23 protein-coding genes are annotated in these 22,844 nt (G+C 71.8%); 11 read left to right on the top strand and 12 right to left on the bottom strand.

Going from position 1 to position 22,844, the window contains the following annotated elements:
• The 3 genes from FNH04_RS06180 to FNH04_RS06170 form a co-directional block, all read right to left on the bottom strand.
• The coding region (locus tag FNH04_RS06180; protein ID WP_322722647.1) for a transposase at nucleotides 1-327 on the bottom strand (327 nt) is incomplete at its 3' end.
• A 110-nt stretch (nucleotides 328-437) separates the two neighbouring features.
• A complete protein-coding gene (locus tag FNH04_RS06175; RefSeq protein WP_386576179.1) occupies nucleotides 438-1,646 on the bottom strand; it encodes an adenylate/guanylate cyclase domain-containing protein in 1,209 nt (402 codons plus the stop codon).
• 235 nt (nucleotides 1,647-1,881) lie between these two features.
• The gene (locus FNH04_RS06170; RefSeq protein ID WP_152781097.1) at nucleotides 1,882-2,787 is read right to left on the bottom strand and encodes a biotin--[acetyl-CoA-carboxylase] ligase; all 906 of its coding nucleotides are present in this window, start codon (nucleotides 2,785-2,787) and stop codon (nucleotides 1,882-1,884) included.
• A 158-nt stretch (nucleotides 2,788-2,945) separates the two neighbouring features.
• On the opposite strand from FNH04_RS06170, the gene FNH04_RS06165 reads away from it, so the two are divergent.
• From FNH04_RS06165 to FNH04_RS06150, 4 genes are all read left to right on the top strand, one after another.
• Nucleotides 2,946-4,553, top strand: a complete 1,608-nt coding sequence (locus FNH04_RS06165; RefSeq protein ID WP_152781095.1) for an acyl-CoA carboxylase subunit beta — start codon at nucleotides 2,946-2,948, stop codon at nucleotides 4,551-4,553.
• Nucleotides 4,554-4,628: 75 nt separating this feature from the next.
• Nucleotides 4,629-4,835, top strand: a complete 207-nt coding sequence (locus tag FNH04_RS06160) for an acyl-CoA carboxylase epsilon subunit (protein WP_152781092.1) — start codon at nucleotides 4,629-4,631, stop codon at nucleotides 4,833-4,835.
• A 104-nt stretch (nucleotides 4,836-4,939) separates the two neighbouring features.
• Entirely contained in the window at nucleotides 4,940-5,068 is a 129-nt protein-coding gene (gene mmpB / locus FNH04_RS48565) for a morphogenic membrane protein MmpB (RefSeq protein WP_152781090.1), read from the top strand.
• A 77-nt stretch (nucleotides 5,069-5,145) separates the two neighbouring features.
• Entirely contained in the window at nucleotides 5,146-5,766 is a 621-nt protein-coding gene (locus FNH04_RS06150) for a Maf family protein (protein ID WP_152781088.1), read from the top strand.
• Nucleotides 5,767-5,779: 13 nt separating this feature from the next.
• Here the strand turns inward: FNH04_RS06150 and FNH04_RS06145 are convergent, their stop codons facing one another.
• The gene (locus FNH04_RS06145; RefSeq protein ID WP_322722646.1) at nucleotides 5,780-6,307 is read right to left on the bottom strand and encodes a hypothetical protein; all 528 of its coding nucleotides are present in this window, start codon (nucleotides 6,305-6,307) and stop codon (nucleotides 5,780-5,782) included.
• A gap of 387 nt (nucleotides 6,308-6,694) precedes the next feature.
• Between FNH04_RS06145 and FNH04_RS06140 the strand changes: the two genes are divergently transcribed.
• Nucleotides 6,695-8,470, top strand: a complete 1,776-nt coding sequence (locus tag FNH04_RS06140) for an acetyl/propionyl/methylcrotonyl-CoA carboxylase subunit alpha (protein WP_322722645.1) — start codon at nucleotides 6,695-6,697, stop codon at nucleotides 8,468-8,470.
• Between the two features lie 156 nt (nucleotides 8,471-8,626).
• Nucleotides 8,627-9,010, top strand: coding sequence for a VOC family protein (locus tag FNH04_RS06135; protein ID WP_152781084.1), 384 nt, complete (start codon nucleotides 8,627-8,629; stop codon nucleotides 9,008-9,010).
• 15 nt (nucleotides 9,011-9,025) lie between these two features.
• Here FNH04_RS06135 and msrA (FNH04_RS06130) read toward each other — a convergent pair whose 3' ends face one another.
• A complete protein-coding gene (gene msrA, locus FNH04_RS06130) occupies nucleotides 9,026-9,652 on the bottom strand; it encodes a peptide-methionine (S)-S-oxide reductase MsrA (protein WP_228031179.1) in 627 nt (208 codons plus the stop codon).
• A gap of 173 nt (nucleotides 9,653-9,825) precedes the next feature.
• Here msrA (FNH04_RS06130) and FNH04_RS06125 point away from each other — a divergent pair, with 173 nt between their 5' ends.
• From FNH04_RS06125 to FNH04_RS06115, 3 genes are all read left to right on the top strand, one after another.
• Nucleotides 9,826-10,650, top strand: coding sequence for an MBL fold metallo-hydrolase (locus FNH04_RS06125; protein WP_152781080.1), 825 nt, complete (start codon nucleotides 9,826-9,828; stop codon nucleotides 10,648-10,650).
• Between the two features lie 307 nt (nucleotides 10,651-10,957).
• The gene (locus FNH04_RS06120; protein ID WP_152781078.1) at nucleotides 10,958-11,392 is read left to right on the top strand and encodes a hypothetical protein; all 435 of its coding nucleotides are present in this window, start codon (nucleotides 10,958-10,960) and stop codon (nucleotides 11,390-11,392) included.
• Between the two features lie 132 nt (nucleotides 11,393-11,524).
• Nucleotides 11,525-13,258 carry a S8 family serine peptidase gene (locus FNH04_RS06115; protein ID WP_152781076.1) on the top strand — a complete coding sequence of 578 codons (1,734 nt, stop codon included), beginning with the start codon at nucleotides 11,525-11,527 and terminating at the stop codon, nucleotides 13,256-13,258.
• Between the two features lie 161 nt (nucleotides 13,259-13,419).
• On the opposite strand, the gene msrA (FNH04_RS06110) is transcribed toward FNH04_RS06115, so the two are convergent.
• The 4 genes from msrA (FNH04_RS06110) to FNH04_RS06095 all read right to left on the bottom strand — a co-directional run bounded on the left by msrA (FNH04_RS06110) (nucleotide 13,420) and on the right by FNH04_RS06095 (nucleotide 18,512).
• Complete coding sequence (gene msrA, locus FNH04_RS06110) at nucleotides 13,420-14,085, bottom strand: peptide-methionine (S)-S-oxide reductase MsrA (RefSeq protein WP_152781074.1); 666 nt, start codon at nucleotides 14,083-14,085, stop codon at nucleotides 13,420-13,422.
• A 131-nt stretch (nucleotides 14,086-14,216) separates the two neighbouring features.
• Nucleotides 14,217-15,314 (bottom strand): hypothetical protein, encoded by a 1,098-nt coding sequence (locus tag FNH04_RS06105; RefSeq protein WP_152781072.1) that lies wholly within the window; start codon nucleotides 15,312-15,314, stop codon nucleotides 14,217-14,219.
• Complete coding sequence (locus FNH04_RS06100; protein ID WP_152781070.1) at nucleotides 15,311-16,945, bottom strand: M48 family metallopeptidase; 1,635 nt, start codon at nucleotides 16,943-16,945, stop codon at nucleotides 15,311-15,313. The genes FNH04_RS06105 and FNH04_RS06100 overlap by 4 nt, the downstream gene beginning before the upstream one ends.
• A 448-nt stretch (nucleotides 16,946-17,393) precedes the next feature.
• A complete protein-coding gene (locus tag FNH04_RS06095; protein WP_152781068.1) occupies nucleotides 17,394-18,512 on the bottom strand; it encodes a hypothetical protein in 1,119 nt (372 codons plus the stop codon).
• Between the two features lie 99 nt (nucleotides 18,513-18,611).
• Between FNH04_RS06095 and FNH04_RS06090 the strand changes: the two genes are divergently transcribed.
• Nucleotides 18,612-19,766 carry a cystathionine gamma-synthase gene (locus FNH04_RS06090; protein ID WP_152781066.1) on the top strand — a complete coding sequence of 385 codons (1,155 nt, stop codon included), beginning with the start codon at nucleotides 18,612-18,614 and terminating at the stop codon, nucleotides 19,764-19,766.
• An 18-nt stretch (nucleotides 19,767-19,784) separates the two neighbouring features.
• Here the strand turns inward: FNH04_RS06090 and FNH04_RS06085 are convergent, their stop codons facing one another.
• The 3 genes from FNH04_RS06085 to FNH04_RS06075 all read right to left on the bottom strand — a co-directional run bounded on the left by FNH04_RS06085 (nucleotide 19,785) and on the right by FNH04_RS06075 (nucleotide 21,332).
• Nucleotides 19,785-20,033: a hypothetical protein gene (locus tag FNH04_RS06085; RefSeq protein WP_322722644.1), complete on the bottom strand. Its 249-nt coding sequence runs from the start codon at nucleotides 20,031-20,033 to the stop codon at nucleotides 19,785-19,787.
• Between the two features lie 49 nt (nucleotides 20,034-20,082).
• Nucleotides 20,083-20,571 carry a sigma factor-like helix-turn-helix DNA-binding protein gene (locus tag FNH04_RS06080; protein ID WP_322722643.1) on the bottom strand — a complete coding sequence of 163 codons (489 nt, stop codon included), beginning with the start codon at nucleotides 20,569-20,571 and terminating at the stop codon, nucleotides 20,083-20,085.
• Between the two features lie 257 nt (nucleotides 20,572-20,828).
• Nucleotides 20,829-21,332, bottom strand: a complete 504-nt coding sequence (locus tag FNH04_RS06075; RefSeq protein ID WP_152781101.1) for a MarR family winged helix-turn-helix transcriptional regulator — start codon at nucleotides 21,330-21,332, stop codon at nucleotides 20,829-20,831.
• Between the two features lie 161 nt (nucleotides 21,333-21,493).
• On the opposite strand from FNH04_RS06075, the gene ilvA reads away from it, so the two are divergent.
• Nucleotides 21,494-22,723, top strand: a complete 1,230-nt coding sequence (gene ilvA, locus FNH04_RS06070) for a threonine ammonia-lyase (RefSeq protein ID WP_152781064.1) — start codon at nucleotides 21,494-21,496, stop codon at nucleotides 22,721-22,723.
• Nucleotides 22,724-22,844: the final 121 nt, after the last annotated feature.

The raw sequence follows: 22,844 nt of genomic DNA, 5'->3' as shown, positions 1-22,844 counted from the left end.
CACCAGCTTGATCAGCGTGGTCGGGTGCGGCACCGGGGCGGCCAGCGGGATACGGCAGAACCGGCGCCAGCTCAACGAGTCCGCGACCTCGCGGCACAGGGTCTCGTAACCGAGCTGGTAGCGGTGCTTGAGATACAACAGCCGCAATAGCGTCTCCACCGGCACCGACGGCCGCCCCAGCCGCTCGGCGAACACCGCCCGCCACGGGGCGATGAAGCGCTCGTCGTCCAAGAAAGCATCGACCCGAGCCAGCTCGGCGGGTAACTGCCGCGCCTGCTCCGGCAACATCTCCCACCAGGCGTCCTGCACTCCCGCGACGCGCAACACCGCCCCACCCCCGGCCGCAACGACTCGCCTCCACTGTCGCGGCCATGGCCCGGCCCTCACCAGCTCTGGCCAGAGGAGAGGCAGACCCGGACTTCTTCAGGGGCAAGTAGCTAGGGCAATCCCGACCGCCGCGTCAGCAGCCACGGCTCGACGACACCCAGGCCACGTACCGGCCGCTGCCACATCGGCTGGAGCGCGAAGCGGTAGGACGGCGGCTCCTCGCCCTCCTTCTCGGCGGCGGCCGCGGCCTCGGCGGCCTCCGCCTCCGAGGCGGGGGCGTCACCGGTGCGGACGACCTCCTCGGCGAACGCGGTGTCCACCAGCACCGCGTCCTTGGGGGCTATGGACGTCAGCCGGGAGGCCAGGTTCACGGTCGTACCGAAGACGTCGCCCATCCGCGTCGTCACCGTGCCGAAGGCGATCCCGACGCGCAGCTCGGGCATCGTCTCGTCGTTCGCCATGGTCTCGATCAGCCGGAGCGCGATCTCGGCGGCCGTGCCCGAGTCGTCCGCCGCGTACAGCACCTCGTCGCCCAGGGTCTTGATGAGCCGGCCGCCGTGCGCGGCCACCAGGTCGGCCGCCGTGGTCTCGAAGGCCTCGACGAGCTCGCCCAGCTCCTCCTCCTCCATACGCCGGGTCAGCCGTGTGAACCCGACCAGGTCGGCGAAGCCGACGGCCAGCCGCCGGTCGACCATCTCCTCGTCGTCGGCGGCCTGGACGACCCGGCCGGTCGCGGCGGCGAGCTGGCGCCGCCAGACGTAGACGAGGAACTCCTCCAGCTCAGGCAGCAGCAGCTCCACCAGGGGATAGGTGACCTCGGTGCGGGTCATGCCCGGCTCCGGCGGCTCGGTCAGGCCCTCCAGGAAGGAGTCGATCTGCCACTCGGCCAGCCGGGCCGTGGTCTGCCCTGTGGAACGGGCCACCTGCACCGCCATCGCCTCGCTGAGCAGCCCCGCCTCGACCAGACCGGCAAGCCGCCGCAGCGCGAGGACGTCGGCCTCGGTGAGCGCCTTGGCCTGGCCGATGTCCGCGAAGCCCATGGCCCGCCAGAACCGGGACGCCAGCTCCATGGACACACCCGCGCTGCGGGCCGCCTGGAACGGGGTGTAGCGGCGCTCGGCGCCGAGGATGAGCCCTTCGAGACGCAGTGCCAGCGGGTTCTCGGTGGGGGCGGGGTCCTGGCCGTCCACCCGCGTCCGCGCCTCGAACCGGTCGACCCGTGCGGCCGACGTGTCGCCCGCAGAACCGGCGGTACGGTTCGGGCCGCCGTCGGGAGCGGGGTGGGCACCCGTGCCGGAACCCGTGTCGTCGACGGTCACGCCTGCTGCCCTTCCGATCTGCCACGGTCATGTATCGACCGGCCTCAACTGTACGGCAGGTGTGCGCTGGCTCACTCCTTTGTCGTACGCCTCCGTCGTACGTCCTTTCTGTCGTACTTCGGTCGCCGGCGTTCCCATGCCGTCGGGTTCGGATCCGGGGATCACCCCCCGACTCGTACGACCTGATCGTCCCCACCGTTCACCGGCCCGCTCCGAGTACCCGTAGCCCCACGCGTCACTCGGGCCGCAGATGGACGATGTCGCCCGCCCCCACGGGCTCCTGTACGCCCTCCGCCGTGGCCAGCACCAGCCGCCCGTCGCTGTCCACCGCGACCGCCTCCCCGACGATCGAGCGGTCGCCGGGGAGTTCCGCGCGGACCCTGCGGCCCAGCGTCGCGCAGCCCGCCGCGTACGTCTCCTGGAGGCCGCTGAGGGCCGGGTCGCCGCCCGCCTCGCGCCATGTGCCGTACCACTGCTCCAGGGAGCGGAGGACGGCCCGCAGCAGCGGGTCGCGGTCCGTGTTCGTCGCACCCGCCAGGGACAGGGAGCCGGCCGTGGGGACGGGCAGCTCGTCCTCGCGGAGCGTGACGTTGACGCCGATGCCGACGACCACGCCGTCGGTGCCGGCGCGCTCGGCGAGGATGCCGCCCGCCTTGCGTTCCTCACCGCCCACCGTCACCAGCAGGTCGTTGGGCCATTTGAGTGCCGTGTTCACGCCGGCCGCGCGCGAGAGCCCGGTGGCCACGGCCACTCCCGTGAGCAGCGGCAGCCAGCCCCAGCGCTCCACGGGCACCTCGGCGGGCTTCAGGAGCACCGAGAAGAAGAGGCCGGAGCGCGCCGGGGCGGTCCAGACGCGGTCCAGCCGCCCGCGCCCCGCCTGCTGCTCCTCGGCGACGAGCACCGCGCCCTCGGCGGCCCTGCCCGCGTCGGCGAGGGCCGCGAGGTCGGAGTTGGTGGATCCGGTGCGCTGCACCACGTCCACCCCGGACCACAGCCCGCCCTCACGGACCAGGGCCCTGCGCAGGGCGGCCCCGTTGAGGGGAGGCCGGTCCAGATCGGACCACCGGCTGCCGCGGGGGCCGTCGCCCCGGCTGCCGCCCGGCTGGTCGTTCGCGTCTTCGGAGGGGTCTCTCGGCGTCATGAAACCCAGCGTAGGTGTGGTCAACGCCGCACTGCCGAACGGTAGGCACAGCACTACGCTACGGATGAGTAGCCGTCCCCCCTTTTGAGCGGGTCACCGAGCGTCACCGAGCATGTCCCCCTCACGTCCCCATTGAGCAGGCAGGGAGCCGTATCCCGATGTCCGAGCCGGAAGAGCGCCAGACGGTCGAAGAGATCGACATCCACACCACCGCGGGCAAGCTCGCGGATCTGAGGCGCCGCATCCATGAAGCGACGCACGCCGGCTCCGAGCGCGCGGTGGAGAAGCAGCACGCGAAGGGCAAGCTGACGGCCCGTGAGCGGATCGAACTGTTGCTCGACGAGGGCTCCTTCGTGGAGTTCGACGAGTTCGCCCAGCACCGGTCCACCGACTTCGGCCTGGAGAAGAACCGCCCATACGGGGACGGGGTCGTCACCGGGTACGGCGCGGTGGACGGCCGTCCGGTCGCCGTGTTCTCGCAGGACTTCACCGTCTTCGGCGGCGCCCTCGGCGAGGTCTTCGGCCAGAAGATCATGAAGGTGATGGACTTCGCCCTGAAGACGGGCTGTCCGGTCATCGGAATCAACGACTCCGGCGGCGCCCGCATCCAGGAGGGTGTCTCGGCCCTCGGCATGTACGGCGAGATCTTCCGCCGCAACACCCACGCCTCCGGGGTGATCCCGCAGATCAGCCTGGTCGTGGGCCCCTGCGCGGGCGGCGCGGTCTACTCCCCGGCGATCACCGACTTCACGGTCATGGTCGACCAGACCTCGCACATGTTCATCACAGGGCCGGACGTGATCAAGACCGTCACCGGCGAGGACGTCGGCTTCGAGGAACTGGGCGGCGCCCGCACCCACAACGCCACCTCGGGCGTGGCCCACCACATGGCGGGCGACGAGAAGGACGCCATCGAGTACGTCAAGCAGCTGCTGTCGTACCTGCCGTCCAACAACCTCAGCGAGCCCCCGGCGTTCCCGGAGGAGGCGGACCTCACCCTCACCGACGAGGACCGCGAGCTCGACGTCCTGGTCCCGGACAGCGCGAACCAGCCGTACGACATGCACACGGTGATCGAACACGTCCTGGACGACGCCGAGTTCTTCGAGACGCAGCCGCTGTTCGCACCGAACATCATCACCGGCTTCGGCCGCGTCGAGGGCCACCCGGTGGGCGTCGTCGCCAACCAGCCGATGCAGTTCGCCGGCTGCCTCGACATCGACGCGTCCGAGAAGGCGGCCCGCTTCGTCCGCACCTGCGACGCCTTCAACGTCCCGGTCATCACCTTCGTCGACGTACCCGGCTTCCTCCCCGGCGTCGACCAGGAGCACGACGGCATCATCCGCCGCGGCGCCAAGCTGATCTACGCGTACGCCGAGGCGACCGTCCCGCTGATCACGGTGATCACCCGCAAGGCGTTCGGCGGCGCGTACGACGTCATGGGCTCCAAGCACCTCGGCGCGGACCTCAACCTCGCCTGGCCGACCGCCCAGATCGCCGTCATGGGCGCCCAGGGCGCGGTCAACATCCTGCACCGGCGCACCATCGCCGCCGCCTCCGAGGAGGAGCGCGAGGAGGTCCGGGCGCGCCTGATCCAGGAGTACGAGGACGCGCTGCTCAACCCGTACACGGCGGCCGAGCGCGGCTACATCGACGCGGTGGTCATGCCGTCAGACACCCGCTCCCACATCGTGCGCGGCCTGCGTTCCCTGCGGACGAAGCGGGAGAGCCTGCCTCCGAAGAAGCACGGCAACATCCCCCTCTAGCCTCTGGACCTCTGGACCTCGTCTTCCAGACACGGACCTCGACCACCTCGACCCACCTCGACCTCTGGAGCCGTCATGACGATCAAGGTCGTACGGGGCAATCCGACCCCGGAGGAGCTGGCCGCCGCACTGGCGGTGGTCCGGGCGCGCGCCGCGGCGGCGGTCACCGAGCCGTCCGGCGCGCCCCGCCCCCGCGACTCCTGGGCCGACCCGTCGCGTATCGCCGCCCACCGTCTGCCCCAGCCGGGACCGACGGCGTGGGGCCGTACGTACTGGCCCTAGCAGACCCGTCCTGTGCGGTCCGGGAGGCCTAGTCATCCCGGACCGCGCAAGTTGAGTACGCGTACTCAGGCGCCAGGAGCCCCACGGGTCGCAGCATCGTTGACATGCTGTGGTCCGACCCCAAGAACGAGCCGCCCAAGGAACTGCGTGACACGCAGGACATGCTGCGGCGGCTTGGTGTTCTCATGGCACTGGCCATGGTGCTCGCGATGCTCGTCCTCGGCGTGAGGTGAGGAACTCCAAGAGCCCCGGCGTGAGGTGAGCAGGCGGCCCCGAACGGCGGCCAGGGCCGCGCCGATACCCTGGCCGCATGACTGATCAGCCGCGCCGCCGACTCGTGCTCGCTTCCCAGTCCCCCGCCCGCCTCGGGCTGCTCCGCCAGGCCGGGCTCGACCCCGAGGTGATCGTCAGCGGGGTCGACGAGGACGCCGTGACCGCCCCCACGCCCGCCGAGCTCGCGCTCGCCCTGGCCGAGGCGAAGGCCTCCGTCGTGGCGGCGAAGCCCGAGGTCAAGGGCGCCCTGGTGATCGGCTGCGACTCGGTGCTCGACCTGGACGGCGAGGCGCTCGGCAAGCCCGCTGACGCCGAGGAGGCCACGGCCCGCTGGAAGTCGATGCGCGGCCGGGCGGGCACGCTCCAGACCGGGCACTGCGTTTGGGACACCGCGAGCGGCCGCTACACCTCCGGTATCGCGTCCACCGTGGTCCGCTTCGGCGATCCGACCGACGAGGAGATCGCCGCGTACGTCGCCTCGGGTGAACCCCTTTACGTGGCCGGGGCGTTCACGCTCGACGGCCGCTCGGCACCGTTCATCGACGGGATCGACGGTGACCACGGCAACGTCATCGGGATCAGCCTTCCGCTGGTGCGGCGCCTGCTGTCCGAACTGGGCGTGGGCATCACGGAGTTGTGGGCGCCCAGGGAGAAGTGACCGGGCGACGCTCTCAGGAGGTGCTCGGCGCCGGAGGCGTGACCGGGGCCGGGCCGTCCTCGACCGGGGACCCGCCGTCGTCCTTGCCGCCCTCCGGGCCGCCGCCGGTGCCGTTGCCGTCGCCCCCGGACACCGCGTCAGCCGGCCCCACCTGGCGGTCGTACGTCATCAGGGTGAGCAGGACCAGCCCCAGGACGACCATCATGAACGCGAACGCGCCCCAGCCCACCAGGCCCACCACGAACGCGCCGAGCAGCCCGTGCACCACGGCCACGCTGATCAGCAGGATGCGCCAGACGCCCCTCGCGGGCCGGTCCCGCAGGGCGACCAGCAGCGCGGCGACGCCGCACAGGGCGAAGTAGAGGCCGAAGACCACGCCTCCGGCCTTCGACGAGACGGACATCGCGTGGGGGTCGAGTCCGGCCAGGGACATGTCCTGGCGGTCGACGACGATGCCGAGGAACCAGTTGAGCCAGGCGAGGCCCCCGCCCTCGGCGAAGAGCACGATCGCCGTGATCACCGCCACCGGTCTCCGGATCACCGATGCCACCCACTTTCGCTGCCGCTGTAGCCACTCCTGGTGCGCGGCACTCGTTACCCGTAGTACGACGCTGAAGACATCGCGAACGCTACTAACGGGTAAACCGGGGGACAAGAGGTCTCGCACGGGCAAAGATTCACTGGGTCGTTAGTAGGGATTCCACAAAGAAACCCGCCGGGCCGCAGCGTGGCCTCATAGAGACCTTGACCACATGTGAGGGCTAGGGTTTTCCGGTGGAGTCCTGCGTAGTGCCGTGCGACAAGGGATTTCGCTGCTCGAGCAAGCCTCCACTCACGCTCCGTGTGGGGAAGCTCACCATTGAGGACGGGTCGAATCGCCGTGTCGGCAGTCCCTAAACTCGGCTTGTTTCAAGGAGAGGGAGCCATCGTGCGCAAGGTGTTGATCGCCAACCGTGGCGAAATCGCTGTCCGCGTCGCCCGGGCCTGCCGGGACGCCGGGATCGCGAGCGTGGCCGTGTATGCCGACCCGGACCGGGACGCCCTGCACGTGCGTGCCGCGGACGAGGCGTTCGCCCTGGGCGGTGACACCCCGGCCACCAGTTACCTGGACATCGCCAAGGTGCTGCAGGCGGCCAAGGACTCCGGCGCGGACGCGATCCACCCCGGCTACGGGTTCCTCTCCGAGAACGCCGAGTTCGCGCAGGCGGTCCTGGACGCCGGGCTGATCTGGATCGGCCCGCCCCCGCAGGCGATCCGCGACCTGGGTGACAAGGTGGCGGCCCGTCATATCGCCCAGCGCGCCGGGGCCCCGCTGGTCGCCGGCACGCCCGACCCGGTCTCCGGTGCCGAGGAGGTCGTGGCGTTCGCCGAGGAGCACGGTCTGCCGATCGCCATCAAGGCGGCGTTCGGCGGCGGGGGGCGCGGCCTGAAGGTCGCCCGCACCCTGGAAGAGGTTCCCGAGCTGTACGAGTCCGCCGTGCGCGAGGCGGTGGCCGCGTTCGGCCGGGGCGAGTGCTTCGTGGAGCGCTACCTGGACAAGCCCCGGCACGTGGAGACCCAGTGCCTGGCCGACCGGTACGGCAACGTGGTCGTCGTCTCCACCCGTGACTGCTCCCTCCAGCGCCGCCACCAGAAGCTGGTCGAGGAGGCCCCGGCGCCCTTCCTCTCCGACGGGCAGGTCGCCGAGCTGTACAGCGCCTCCAAGGCGATCCTCAAGGAGGCCGGCTACGTCGGCGCCGGCACCGTGGAGTTCCTGGTCGGCCTCGACGGCACGATCTCCTTCCTGGAGGTCAACACCCGCCTCCAGGTGGAGCACCCGGTCACCGAGGAGGTCGCCGGTATCGACCTGGTGCGCGAGATGTTCCGTATCGCCGACGGCGAGGAGCTCGGGTACGACGACCCGCCGCTGCGCGGTCACTCCTTCGAGTTCCGTATCAACGGCGAGGACCCGGGCCGCAACTTCCTGCCGGCGCCCGGCACGGTCACGACGTTCGCCCCGCCGTCGGGTCCGGGCGTGCGCCTGGACGCGGGCGTCGAGTCCGGTTCGGTCATCGGCCCGGCCTGGGACTCCCTGCTCGCCAAGCTGATCGTCACCGGCGCCACCCGCGAGCAGGCGCTCCAGCGGGCCGCGCGCGCCCTGGCGGAGTTCCAGGTCGAGGGCATGGCGACCGCGATCCCCTTCCACCGCGCGGTGGTCAGGGACCCGGCGTTCGCGCCCGAACTGACCGGCTCCACCGACCCGTTCACGGTCCACACCCGCTGGATCGAGACCGAGTTCGTCAACGACATCGCACCCTTCGCCGTCCCCGCCGAGGCGGTCGAGGCCGAGGACGAGGCGGGCCGTGAGACGGTCGTCGTCGAGGTCGGCGGCAAGCGGCTCGAGGTCTCCCTGCCGGCTTCCCTGGGCATGTCGCTGGCCCGTACGGGACTCGCGGCGGGTGCCAAGCCCAAGCGGCGCGCGGCCAAGAAGTCCGGCCCCGTCGCCTCCGGCGACACCCTCGCCTCGCCGATGCAGGGCACCATCGTGAAGATCGCCGTCGAGGAGGGCCAGGAGGTCAAGGAGGGCGACCTGGTCGTCGTCCTGGAGGCGATGAAGATGGAGCAGCCCCTCAACGCCCACAAGGCCGGCACGATCAAGGGCCTGGCCGCCGAGGTCGGCGCGTCCGTCACCTCCGGCGCCGCGATCTGCGAGATCAAGGACTGAGCCGTACGGGACCGAGCCGTACGGAGGTCGTACGGCACCCCGGGGCGCCCGGTGGACCGGAGCAGTCGGTCCACCGGGCGCCCGGCTTTCTCCGGGAGGTCGTCCCAGCACGGGGACGGGCCTAGCGTGGGACATGTACGCGAAGGAGGCTTCGCCATGTCTGTCGAGCTGAACCACACGATCGTCGCCGCTCGGGACAAGGAGGCGTCGGCCCAGTTCCTCGCCGGCATCCTGGGCCTGGAAGTGAGTCCGCAGTACGGCCCGTTCATCCCCGTCGAGGTCCCCAACGGAGTGACCCTCGACTACATCGACACGACCGGGCCCGTCACACCCCAGCACTACGCCTTCCTGGTCTCGGAGGACGACTTCGACGAGATCTTCTCCCGCATCAGGGCGGCCGGACTGACGTACTGGGCGGACCCGTACCACCGCCGCGCGATGGAGATCAACACGAACGACGGTGGCCGCGGCACCTACTTCGACGACCCGAACGGCCACAACCTGGAGATCCTGACCCGGCCGTACGGCAGCGGAAGTTGACGGCTCGCCGGCCCTTCAGCCCGCCTTCGGACAGGAGACCCCCGTGCCACCGAGCCCGCAGTACCCGGCCGGATTCCTGGCCAGGTACTGCTGGTGCAGGGCGCTCGCCGGGTAGAACGGGTGCTCCTCGGCGGGGAGGATCTCCGTGGTGATCCCGCCGTACCCCGCCGCGGACAGAGCCCGCTGGTAGCGCGCCCTGCTCCCCTCGGCGGCCGCCCGCTGGGCGGGGGAGTGGGGGAAGAGCACCGACCGGACATGGGTGCCCACGTCGTTGCCCTGGCGGAAGCCCTGCGTGGGGTCGTGGGACTCCCAGAAGAGGGTGAGCAGATCGCCGTACGACACCCGGGCCGGATCGAACACCACGCGCACCGTTTCCGCGTGCCCCGTCAGTCCCGTACGCATCTCGTCGTCCACGGGATGGGGCGTGTAGCCCCCCTGGAAGCCGACCAGCGTCGTCCATACGCCGCCCGGCAGCTGCCAGTACCGCCGCTCGGCGCCCCAGAAGCAGCCGAGCGCGAAGTCCCCGACCTCGAAGCCCTCGGGATACGGCCCCCGCAGCGCGGTCCCGAGCACGGCATGCCGCTCGGGCACCACGTACGCGAGCGCGGCGCGCCCCGGCGGCGCCTCCTCGCGCGTGGGCATGCGCATCTCCCGATCCCGGCCGAACAGCACGACGTCCCCCTCGCTCCCGCAGGTGTCGCTCCCGTACGCGTCCGCCGCGCATTCTTTCCCGAATGCGTCACCCGTGCGAAGGGCTGAGGATGGAGTAGCAGGCCGCGGCACGATCGCCACCCCAGGGGGGCCAGAGGTGTGACATGCCCGTCCACAAGGTCCGCCCGGACACCAGCGTCCTGGCCGACAGCCTGGAGGTACCCGGGATCGGACATCTCCCGGTGAACGCCTACGTACTGTTCGCCCCCGAGCCCGTCGTCGTCGACACGGGCCTCGGGCTGCCCGACCGGAACTTCCTCGAGACGGTCGGCTCCGTACTGGATCCCGCCGATGTGCGATGGATCTGGCTCACGCACCCGGACCGCGACCACACGGGCGGGATCTTCGATCTGCTCGCGGCGGCGCCCGAGGCGCGTGTCGTGACGACGTTCCTGAGCGCCGGGATCATGTCCTGCGAACGGCCGCTGCCCCTCGACCGCGTGTATTTGCTCAACCCGGGCCAGGCCCTGGACGTCGGCGACCGTACGCTCACGGCGTTCAGGCCGCCGCTCTTCGACAACCCGGCCACGGTCGGCCTCCTCGACGACCGGTCGGGGGTGTGCTTCAGCTCCGACTGCTTCGGAGCGCCGCTGCCCACCGCCGACCTGGCGCAGGCCGAGGACGTCCGGGAGGTCGGCACGGAGGACCTGCGCGCCGCACAGCTCCTGTGGGCGACGGTCGACAGCCCCTGGGTGCAGAACGTGGACGTGGACAAGTACCTGGAGAGCTTCCGGCCGGTCCGGGACTGGGAGCCCGGCCTCGTCCTCTCCACCCATCTGCCCCCGGCCTCGGGGGTCACCGACTCGATGATCGACACCCTGGGCTCGGCCGCCGGCTCGCCCCCCTTCGTGGGCCCGGACCAGGCGGCCCTGCAGCAGATCCTGTCCTCCTTCGAACCCGACGACGAGACGCACGCGGTTCCGACGTGAGGTGAACTCACCCGGACGGCGGCACGGTTTTCAGCCGGGTGAAGCCCGGATCCCGGTCGGCCGGCCGACCGGCCGAAGGCCGCGCCGGCCTTGTGCGGCGGGCCCACGAGGGCCTGTGTCAGGCGCGTACGGGGCTGGTGGCGCTGGTGATCGGACCCCGGTCGCTCCCCATGGGCGGGCCCTCCGATTGCGGCCGGGTCGGCGCCGTCTTAGCTTCAGTTCGTCGGGAAATCCGACAAAGTCGACATAAACCTAATGTCGACTTCCATCAGGTGGCAACGAATCGAACGGAGCACCCATGTCGGTGATGACCGGTACGCAACCCATGCAGCAGACCGGCCTCGGCCAGCAGGCCGGCCCGCAGCAGATCGCCCAGGTGGTCCAGCAGGCGGTCCAGCAGGCCTGCCAGCAGGCGAGCCAGCAGGTTGCGCAGCGTGTGCAGCAGACGTTCCAGCAGATCCAGCAGATCCAGCAGCAGTTCCAGCAGCAGGGCCTCGCCCAGCAGGCGCACCCCTACCTGGCGCTGGCGCTGCACCGCTCGCTGCACGCGGGCATCCGGCAGGCCGTGGAGCAGTCCGTCCAGCAGGCCCTGCCGACCGCCATCGTGGCGCTGCTCCAGCAGAGCCAGCAGGGTCAGCAGCAGTGGGGCGGCCAGCAGTCCTTCGGCCAGCAGTACCAGCAGCCCTACCAGCAGTCGGGCTTCGGCTTCGGCCAGATGGGTCAGCCGTTCGGCATTGGCTGATCTGAGGGCGGCGTGAAGCGGTGTGCCCGGAGCGGTTCCCGGGCACACCGCGTCCCCGTGGAAACGCAGGCCGCCCCGTCTCCCGGTCAGAAGCACACATACGACGACGTAGGCGTGGTGAAGGTGGACGTAATGGTCAAGGAAAGGCCCGGAAACAACCGCGAGAGCGGGGCCGAGGGCGCGGGGGCGGGCCCCGGACCCGAGGGCAAGGAAGCGGCGCCACGCAAGAAGGGCGCGCAGTCGCCGCTCCAGGTGCAACCGCGCCGGGAGCGGTACATGGTGACACCGCTGCCACAGCATCTGCTTCCGCCAGGGGTGCCCGCGCTGAGCATGGACGCGGTGTGCGAGCGGCTGGACCGGATGCCCGAGGTCAAGGTGACCCGCAGGCTCCGGCCGTCCGAGAAGCTCGAATCGGCCGGGCTGCACCCCTCCTGCCCGGAGATCGCGGTCGTCGAGGCCGCCGAGACCCAGGTGCCGTCGATGCGCTCGCTGCACGTACACATCGAGCCGGACCTGCCGCTGTCGGGAACCGGACCCGCCGCCGCGCCGGCCGTGGGCCTCCTGCCGCTCCGCGATCCGGGGCTCGTCATGCCGCTGGAGCGGCCCCTTCGGATCTCGCTGCGCGTGTGCGGCCCGGACGGCGAGCCGCTGGCCGGGGCCGGGGTCTTCCTGATCGGAGCGTCATGGCCGGCCCAGGCCCTCACCGGGGAGGACGGGACGGTCACCGTCACGCTCGCCACGGAGACCGCGGAGTCCGTCCAGTCCCTCTACGTCCGGCCCGCGGGCGGCTATCTGGACCGCTGGATCCACCGCCCCGACCTCTCGGTGACCAGGGAGAACCTGGTCACGCTCACACCGCTGGGCAAGGTGTCCCCCGGACTGGAGGACCGCCAGCAGTACGGCTGGGGCCAGCAGGCCATGCGGCTCGACCGGCTGCCTCCCACGTTCCGTGCCTTCGGGGTCAGGGTCGCGGTCATCGGATCCGGTGTCGCCGCGGACCACCCCGACCTGAAGCAGCGGGTGCGCTCCGGGGTCGATCTCGTCCGAGGCACGGAAGAGGGCTGGGCCCAGGACCCGGTGGGCACCGGTACCCACGCGGCGGGCATCATCGCCGGGGCGGACACCGGCCGGGGCCTCATCGGTATCGCGGTCGACGCCGAGATCGAGGTCTGCCAGGTGCAGCCGGACGGCTGCTTCAGCGATCTGGTCGCCGCCCTGGACCACTGCATCGAACGCGAGATCGACATCGCCCACATCGGCGTGGCGGCCCCGTACTCCTCGGCCCTGGTCTCACGCAAACTGGCCGACGCCAACGCGGCGGGCATCGCCTGCGTCGCTCCCGCGGGCGACATGGCGGGACCGGTCGCCTTCCCGGGCTCGCTGCCCACCGTGTTCACCGTGGGCGCGCTGGGAGTCTTCGGCTCCTACCCGCCTGACACCTCCCAGGCCACCCACTCGGGCAAGCAGCTCACTCCTGAAGGCCTGTTCGCCGCGCCGTTCAGCTGCTACGGCCCCGCGGTCGACGCGGCCGCCCCCGGTGTGGCCGTCCTGTCGTGCTCCCCGCGCGGCGGATACGCGGCCCTCGACGGCACCGGCACGGCCTCGGCCCATGTGGCCGGTCTCGCCGCCCTCGTACTCGCCCACCACGAGGACTTCCACGGCCAGCTGCTGCCCCGCGGACCGGGCCGGGTGGAGCGGCTGTTCGAGATCATCGCCGCCAGCTGCCGTCCCCTGGCCGATCCGGGCACCCTGGAAGGGGCCCGCGTCGGACGCGGCCTCCCCGACGCCCTCGTCGCCCTCGGCCTGGCCCCCGGAATCCAGCTCGCTCCGGCCCTGTCCCCGTACGCGCCGTCCATGGTCGGTTAGCCCACGACCCGAGCACGACACCCCCCTTCACTGCAGGAACACCGAACGGCACCCGCCCTTGAGAGAGCGGGTGCCGTTCAGTTTGGCCGGGGCGGAGGGAGGGAGGTGCGTCCGGTGGTCGTACGTCGTACGTCGTACCAGGACCCCCGGGGGCGGGGGCGTCAGCCCTCGGCGGAGGCCACGCCGACCGGGCAGGCCACACCCGTGCCGCCGATACCGCAGTAACCTGCCGGGTTCTTGTCGAGGTACTGCTGGTGATACCCCTCGGCTGGGAAGAACTCGCGACCCTCGGCCGGGAGGATCTCCGTGGTGATCGTGCCGTGGCCGGAGGCCGTGAGGACCTTCTGGTAGGCCTCGCGGGAGGCCTCGGCCGCCGTGGCCTGGGCGGGGGTGTGGGTGTAGACGGCGGAGCGGTACTGCGTGCCGACGTCGTTGCCCTGGCGGAAGCCCTGGGTGGGGTCGTGGGACTCCCAGAAGACCTGGAGCAGGCGGTTGTACGAGATGACGGACGGGTCGTAGACCACGCGGACGACCTCCGTGTGGCCCGTCAGGCCCGAGCAGACCTCCTCGTACGTGGGGTTCTCGGTGTGGCCGCCCTGGTAGCCGACCAGGGTCGTGTGGACCCCGGCGGGAAGCTGCCAGAACTTGCGCTCGGCGCCCCAGAAGCAGCCCATGCCGAAGTCGGCGGTCTCCAGGCCCTCGGGGTAGGGGCCCAGCAGCGGGTTGCCGAGGACGGTGTGGCGGTCCGGGACCGTGAAGGCCCGTTCCGGGCGGCCGTTCAGCGCCTGCTCGGGTGTGGGCAGGACGGGCTTGCGGCCGAAGAGCATGGCGATCTCCTGACGACTTGGGACGGCTTTCGGTGTGCGGGCGGGGCCTCGGTGGGCGGGTCGGGCGGCACCACGCACAACGTTCCCGGTGCCGCCCGCATTCCGTCGGTACCCGACAGGCTCCCGCCGTCTCAGGCTGTCCCGGCGCTCGCCGCCTGTGCGCTCGCGTTCCTGATACGGCAGTAGTACGCGGCCATCGCCTCGCCGTCCCCCTCGTAGCGCCAGGGGAGCGCGTTCACGTACCCGTCGACCAGCTTGAACTGCTCGAGCGCCATCTCGTCCCGGTCCTGGAGCGACAGGTAGAACGCCAGCAGGTGCCGCAGCTCGGGCAGCCGCGGATGGGCCGGGTCGGCCGCGGCGGCGTCGGCGAGGCCGGCGTCCACCCGGGCCACCATCTCGGGGGTGATGTCGGCACTGGTGTCGTCCGACTTGTCGTGCTCGAAGTGGGCTATCAGGGGCAGCACGGTGAGCAGGCTGCCCAGCGGCGCTCTCGCCGCCGCACGCTCGGCGAACTCGGTCGCGAGGGCCTGCGAGCCCCGCCACTTCTCGCACCAGTACTGCAGGGCCGAGAAGTGCGCCTCGTAGTGGTGCGGGGAGCGTGCGGTGATCTCCGTCCACAGCTTGTCCATCTCGGAGTGCGGGTAGCCGAGTCCGAGCGCGACCCAGATCTCCGTGATGTACGGAGTGGGGTCGTCGGGGTTCAGCGCCGCCGCCCGTGCGATCTCCTCACGGGACGCCTGGAGCGTCCGGTGGAAGCCCGCGAACTGCTCACTCGTCGTGTAGTTGGCCCGCTTGGCGCCCCGCAGCTTCCAGGCGAGGATCACCGTGCTGCGCGCCCGGACCACGGCCGCGTCCGGGTCGTCGGCCAGGTCGGCCTCCCAGGCGAGCAGCCAGCCGTCCTCCTCGGCCGCCATCTCGGCCAGGAGGTACGCGGCCATGGACCGGCGCTCCCAGTCGCGGCCGATGTCCCGCAGCAGCGCGGCGGCGGCCTTCCAGTCACCGCCCCGCACGGCTGCGAACGCCGCCTCCCAGCCGGCGGGCAGCGGACCCGCGTGCTCCGCGTTCTGCCGTTCCGCGGGCAGCAGGCCGAGTTTCCCGGCGGTCTCCGCCGCATCGTCGGAGTCGTCGCTGGGCGAGAAGAGCTCCTTGACGAACACCCCGGCCAGATACAGGGCGAAGAGCACGAAGGGTGTGGCCAGGATGCCGAGGGTCCATAGCAGTACGGTCATGGCCGGGTGTCCGTTTCTCTTTCTCTGGGGGTGTGGGAGAGGAGGGCGCGCAGCGGCCCGGTGTCCGGGTGGTCGGCGACCGCCGCCTCGATCGCGGCGCCCAGGTCGGCCTCCTCGCCGTCGGGCGCGGGCGGCAGATGCACGGTGGCGGGCTGGGACCAGGAGAACTCCCAGCTCAGCAGGGAGCGGGCGCTGAGGTCGGCGAGCGCCATGCTGTTCAGCGACTCCCGCAGGGCGGGGCGGGCGAACTCGCGGAAGGCACGGCCCTTCGCCGCGGCTGCCTCGTCGGACAGCGGCAGCCGCCGGGCCAGCTGCCACAGCTGCCCGTCGTCGATCACCTGAAGCAGCGCGGGCAGCGTGGGCTGGTCCTTGGTGTAGAAGGCCAGTGCCCGGTGCAGCGGTGTGCTGAGCGAGCCGAGGCCCTCGGCCATCGCGCCGTCGAGCAGTTCCTGCCAGTCGCGGGTGCGCCGGAAGCGCCGTACCTCGTCCGTCAGGACCGCGTCCTCCAGGGCCGCCAGGGTGCGCTCCGGGTCGGCGAGGAGGGCGAGGGCCGCGCCCCTGGCCTCCTCCGCGCGCCCGTCGGCGGGCAGGGCCTCGACGTGCTGGACCCGGTCGGCGATGGGCGGGTGCGAGTCGTACGGCGAGGAGGGCTCCGTGGGCAGCTGGGTGCGCAGCTCGACCAGTTCGAGCTGGCGTGCGTTCAGCATCCGGCCGAAGCCGCCGAACACCTCGCCGCGGGGCGGAAGCAGCCCGGTCTCGGATCCGAGCGTCGCATAGCGCTCCATGTAGAACCCGAACGCCGCGTCCAGCGCCGGGATCTCGCGCAGCGCCGACGCGGTGGCGTCCCGTCCGGCGATCCGGGCGGCCGCGGCGTCGGCGGCGTACTCCTGACGGCGGGAGCCGGCGAGCGTGGCGCGGAAGTACAGCTTGGCGTAGCCGATGTAGATCCTCGCCATCGCGCGGTACGTGATGCCCGCGTGACCCGCCTCGGCTTCCTTCCCCTTCTTCCCCTTGGCCGCGGCCCTGGTGTTCCTCTTCTCCTGCCGAGCCCGTTCGCGTCCCGCGGTCCTGTCGGCCCGCTCCTCGAAGTGCGCGATGGTACGCAGCACCTGGGCGCGGCCGCGTACGGAGATGGCGGCGAGCCGGGTGTCGGAGTTCGCGTAGTGACCCAGCTCGTGGGCCAGGACCGCCCGCAGCTGGGCCTCGGTCAGGCCCTGCGCCAGGGGGATGCCCAGATAGAGGCTGCGGCGTCCGGGGAGCAGGCCGAGCAGCCGGGCGTCCTCACCGACGGCGGCGTTGACGTCGCCCGTGAGCACGATGCGCGAGGGCGCGCGGGTGCCGACCTGCTCGGCCAGCTCCCGCACGGTTCGCCAGAGCTCCGGTTCGTCGGCCTCCGTGACGGGCAGGCCCGCGATCTCCTCACCCTTCGGAGTGCGCAGCATGAACAGGCCGCGTACCAGCGGGATCGCCAGCAGTACGGAGACGAGGTACAGCTTGGCGGCGACCCCGGCCGGAGCGTGCAGATACAGCAGGTAGTCGCCGCCCGCGAGCGCCGCCAGCAGGAACACGCCGAGCAGATAGAAGCCGGCGAGCAGCACAAGAGCGCGCAGCGCACGCAGAGTCGCGCCCATCGGGCAGTGGCCCCCCACAGAGAAAACGGCACGAACACGCACGGGTACGGACGGTCGTGGACGTGCTCATGACCAAGAGATGAGGGCGGATTATCACCCAGGGCTCCGCTCGGTGGCAAGGCGTGACCGGCCTGTCCCGGCCACCCGCGCATGACCGGTCCGCCCTGGCCCTCCGGGCGCGACGGAGACGCCTTTCGCCGCCGGCACGTGGACCGGGCTGCCTGGGGCGCCCCGGCCACCCACGCCGTCACCGGGCTGCCCGGCCCGCCCTTCCGGCCACGACCGGCGCCGCCCCGGTTCTCCAGCCGTGATCGCGCCGCCCTGGTTCTCCAGCCACGACCGGCGCCGCCCTGGTTCTCCAGCCGTGATCGCGCTGCCTGCCCCCTGCGCACGACCCGGCCGCCCTGGACATACGACCCGGCCGCCGTGCCGCGGCGACGGCCTCGTCTCAGTGCAGCAGCGTCGCCGGGCTGCCGCCGTTCGCCTCGTAACCCGCCACCGCCAGCGCCCGGTATATCGCGTAGTCCGCGGCCGGGTCGGCGGTCAGGGTCCAGGGCAGCGCTCCCACATGGCCGTCGATGTGGACGAGCTGGGTCATCGCCTCCGCCCAGCGCTCACCACGGACCAGGAAGAACACCAGGAGATGGCGGACATGAGCCAGCATCGGGTCGTCCGGGCGGGCCGCGTGGACCGCGAAGAGCGCGCCGTGGACCGCCTTCGTCACGACCTCGCTCTGGTAGAAGCCGCTGACCAGGTTCACCTCGGGCAGGTGCTCGAAGACCGCGAAGAGAGGCATGGCCGCGAGGAGCGAACCCTGGGGCGCCCGGGCCGCGGCCGCCTCCGCGAACGCGTACGCCAGGTCACGCGAGCCGTGCCACTTCTCGCACCAGTAGTGCAACGCCGCCAGATGCGCGCCCATGTGCGTCGGCGCACGGTCCAGGATCTTCAGCCAGAGCTTCTCGAACTCCGGCTGGGGGTAGGCGAGTCCGCGCGCCACCGACAACTCGATGATGTACGGGATCGGATCGCCCGGGGCCAGCAGCGCCGCCTCGCCGCAGGCCGCCTTCGCCTCCTCCATGATGATCCGGAACTCGTCCGTGCCCGGCGTCGACGTCCGCCACGCCTGCTGCACCAGGAACTCGGCGTGCACCGCCGCGCCGCCCGCGTCCTTCGGCGCCTCGGCCCGCCACACCCGCAGCCACTGCCCGCCCGGCGACTCGCTGACCCCGCCGGGGCGCTGCTGCAGCTCCAGCGACGCGGCGCCCGCGAAGGCCTGCACCCGCTGCCAGCGCCGCTCGCTCTCCGGCTCGGTGCCGGCGAGCAGTTGCGAGGCGGCACGGTGGTTCTGCGTGCCCTGCACCACTTCCAGGACGTCCAGCAGGTCCTGGTCGGGGCCGGGCATGCGGATGTCCAGCTTCTCCTGCCGGACGAAGCCGTAGTTCGCCGGGTCCGCGGCGTCAGGGTCGCCGGGTGCCACCTGCTGGATTCCGGCACGCCTGCGCATCACGAAGGGGCCGATGACGAAGCTCATCATGACCAGCGCGATCAGGACCCAGAGAATCTCCATGGCTCAAGCGAACCAGACGGGTCCGACAATTGGCCAACCCGACCGGGTCACGACTTCGTCCGACGTCATCCGTCCGCCACGCCCACTACGCTCGGTCCCATGAGCGACAGGCACATCAGTCAGCATTTCGAGACCCTCGCGATCCACGCGGGCAACACCGCGGATCCCCTCACCGGCGCGGTCGTACCGCCGATCTACCAGGTCTCGACCTTCAAGCAGGACGGCGTGGGAGGTCTGCGCGGGGGCTACGAGTACAGCCGCAGCGCGAACCCGACCAGGACCGCCCTGGAGGAGAACCTCGCGGCTCTGGAGGGCGGCCACCGCGGTTTCGCGTTCGCGTCGGGACTGGCCGCCGAGGACTGCCTGTTGCGTACGCTGCTGAGCCCGGGCGACCACGTGGTCATCCCCAACGACGCGTACGGCGGGACGTTCCGTCTCTTCGCGAAGGTCGTCGCGCGGTGGGGGGTGGACTGGTCGGTCGCCGACACCAGTGACCCCGCCGCCGTACGGGCCGCGCTCACCCCGAAGACCAAGGCCGTGTGGGTGGAGACGCCCTCCAACCCGCTCCTCGGCATCACCGACATCGCCGCCGTCGCCCAGATCGCCCGCGAGGCCGGCGCCCGGCTGGTCGTCGACAACACCTTCGCCACGCCCTACCTCCAGCAGCCGCTCGCGCTCGGCGCGGACGTCATCGTGCACTCGCTGACCAAGTACATGGGCGGTCACTCGGACGTCGTCGGCGGTGCCCTCGTCGTCGACGACCCGGAACTGGGCGAGGAGCTGGCGTACCACCAGAACGCGATGGGTGCGGTCGCCGGGCCCTTCGACTCCTGGCTCGTGCTGCGCGGCGCGAAGACGCTCGCCGTGCGCATGGACCGGCACAGCGAGAACGCCACCACGGTCGCCGACATGCTGACCAGGCACCCGCGCGTGACGAGCGTGCTCTACCCCGGTCTCCCGGAGCACCCCGGCCACGAGGTCGCCGCCAAGCAGATGAAGGCGTTCGGCGGCATGGTGTCGTTCCGGGTCCAGGGCGGCGAGGAGGCGGCCGTCGAGGTCTGCAACCGAGCCAAGGTGTTCACGCTCGGCGAGTCCCTGGGCGGCGTCGAGTCCCTGATCGAGCACCCGGGGCGCATGACGCACGCGTCCGCGGCCGGCTCGGCGCTGGAGGTGCCCGCCGATCTCGTACGCCTCTCCGTCGGCATCGAGAACGTCGACGACCTCCTCGAGGACCTGCAGCAGGCTCTGGGGTGACCCCGGGGCAGCGGCAGGTCACCAGTTGGTCAGCGGAGGAGTCGTGTTCGACGGCGGCTCCACCCAGGGGCGGGCGGTCGACGCCCACACGACGAACGCGACCGCCGTGGCCAGCAGCACCAGCCACAGCAGACGGCGGGCCGCGGTCCGGCGCCGCAGCATGCGCCCGCCGCGCCGCAGCGCGTCCCCGTACAGCTCGGGCGGCACCGGGGGCGGCGTACGCTCCAGCATCCGCCGTACGGCCGCCTCCCGCTCGTTCAGATTCACGGGCCACCTCCACCGGACTCCGTCTTCGGGCGGGCTCCCGCGCGCGGCCTCATGACCGCGCCACCTCGGCGGCCGCGGGCGCGGGCCTCCTCGGCGGGTGGAGCAGCGCCGTCGTCGCGCGGGCACAGATCGCCCGTACACGCTCGACCGGCAGTCCGAGCAGTGCCGCCGCCTGCTCCTCGGCGACGCCCTCGTACAACCTGAGGACGACGATGAGCCGCTCCTGGGGGGTGAGTGCCGCCAGCGCGTTCCCCGGGGTGGCACGGGACCGGCCGTGCTGGTGCCATGCCCCGCGCGCGAAGCGGACCGCGAGCTGCTGACGGGCCCGGTCGTACGGGTCCTCGCCGCGCAGCCGGTCCCAGGACGCGTAGGTGTGGGCGAGAGCCAGTGTCAGCAGACGCCGCGCGCGCGGGTTGTCGTCCGGTGGTTCCGCGGTGAGCAGTGTGGCGGCATGCAGGAGCCGCCCAGCCGCGCCCGCGACGAACGCCTCGAACTCCCGGGCCCGGCGGGCGCCTTGGGACGCCTGCCGATCTCGCACCTCGCCTCCCCTTCAGGGTGCCCTGACGGAAGCCGGATCCCCTGCCGCGTACGGAGGACGGCGCCGCGTTCGACAAGGGCCCGGTCCCATATGAGGCCAGCGGCGGCCCCACGGTCAAGGGCCGCGCAGCACCGGAGCCGGGCGCCGGGGCGGCCGTACGCCGACCGGGGCACCGTCCACGCGTGCGCGTGGAGGACGATCGCCGACCGTCCGTCAACCGGTGCGCGGGGAACGGGAGGAGAGGCGGCGGGCGCCGCTCAGGAGGTCGCCGAGGGCTCCACGGAGACCCCTGTGACGGCCATGCGTGCGGAGAGCGCGCTGTTGAAGCGGGTGAGGAGGGTGCAGAAGGCCTCGCGCTCCTCGGGCGCCCACTCCTGGGTCAGCTCGGCCATCAACTGCCGCCTCGACGAACGGACTTCCTCCAGGCGGGACTGCCCCCGGGGCGACAGCTGGAGGACGACGGCGCGCCCGTCCTCGGGGTGCGAGGTGCGCTTGACGAGTCCGGTGTCGACGAGCGGGGCCACCTGACGGGTCACCGTGGACGAGTCGATCCCCATGCTCGCGGCGAGCGCCTTGACGCCCATCGGGCCTTCCTTGTCGAGGCGGTTGAGCAGCAGGTACGCGGCGCGGTCCATGGAGTTGCGCACCTGCCCGACGCCGCCGAGCCGGGTCTGTTCGGCACGGCGCGCGAACACCGCGACCTCGTGCTGCAGCGCGTCGAGAAGACCGGTGTCACCGATGGTCGTCATGTCCATCGACATTTCAGGTGTGGGCATGGCCAGGGGCTCACTTCATGCGTGGATGCTGGTTGGGGGACAGAGTACGCGGCGGGCGGGCACGTCGTACGGGCGCTGGGCAATCCGGGGCCCCGACGCGTGGCCGTGACCGCGGCGCCCCACTGTGAACTGCGAGACTGGTGGTCATGAGCTACAGCACGGCCGACTCCTCGCCACGGGTGACCCTCGACGACGTGCGGGGAGCCCAGAAGATGCTCACGGGCGTCGCGCGGGTCACCGCCATGGAGGGCAGCAGGCATCTGTCCCAGCTGGTCGGCGCGCCGGTCCACCTCAAGTGCGAGAACCTCCAGCGGACCGGGTCGTTCAAGCTGCGCGGGGCCTACGTGCGCATCGCGGGGCTGCTGCCCGAGGAGCGCGCCGCGGGAGTCGTCGCCGCGAGCGCGGGCAACCACGCGCAGGGTGTCGCCCTGGCCTCCGCGCTGCTGGGCGTGCGCGCCACGGTCTTCATGCCGAAGGGCGCCCCGCTGCCGAAGATCAGCGCGACGCGCGACTACGGGGCCGACGTGCGTCTGCACGGCGTGGTCGTCGACGAGACGCTGGCCGCCGCCCAGGAGTACGCGGCCGGGACGGGCGCCGTGTTCATCCATCCCTTCGACCACCCCGACATCATCACGGGCCAGGGCACGGTCGGTCTGGAGATCCTGGAACAGTGCCCCGAGGTCCGCACGATCGTCGTGGGGATCGGCGGCGGCGGCCTGGCCGCGGGCATCGCGATCGCCGTGAAGGCGCTGCGCCCGGACGTACGGATCGTGGGGGTGCAGGCGGAGGGCGCGGCCGCGTACCCGCCCTCGCTGGCTGCCGGGCGCCCCGTGGCGATCGAGAACCCGGCGACGATGGCGGACGGTATCAAGGTCGGGCGGCCGGGCGACGTGCCGTTCGGCATCATCGGCGAACTGGTCGACGAGGTCCGCACGGTCTCCGAGGACGCGCTGTCCACCGCGCTGCTGCTCTGCCTGGAGCGGGCCAAGCTGGTCGTCGAGCCCGCGGGTGCGAGCCCGGTGGCCGCGCTGCTGAGCGAGCCCGGGGCCTTCGAGGGGCCGCTGGTCGCGGTGCTGTCCGGTGGCAACGTCGATCCGGTGCTGATGCAGCGGGTCCTGCGCCACGGCATGGCCGCGCAGGGCCGCTACCTGGCCGTCCGGCTCCGCCTGACGGACCGGCCGGGCGCCCTCGCGACGCTTCTGGGGGTGTTGTCAGTGGTCGACGCTAACGTCCTCGATGTGAGTCACGTACGGACCGACCCACGGCTCGGGCTCACGGAGGCGGAGGTCGAGCTGCACCTGGAGACGAAGGGCCCGGAGCACTGCGCCGAGGTCGGCCGGGCGCTGCGCGAGGCGGGTTACACGGTCATCGACTGAGCGGCGACGACCGACCAGGACGCACGAAAGCACGACCCGCGACCGCACCACCCGTCCCGCACCACCCGTCCCGCATCGCCTGCCGCTGTCCGCAGCCGTCGGCCGAGGTCGGAGCCCCGTG

This window comes from Streptomyces phyllanthi (assembly GCF_009377205.1).
GTDB classification, from domain to species: domain Bacteria; phylum Actinomycetota; class Actinomycetes; order Streptomycetales; family Streptomycetaceae; genus Streptomyces; species Streptomyces phyllanthi.
The sequence above is the reverse complement of the archived record's forward strand: the minus strand, read 5'-3'. Positions and strand labels throughout refer to the sequence as shown.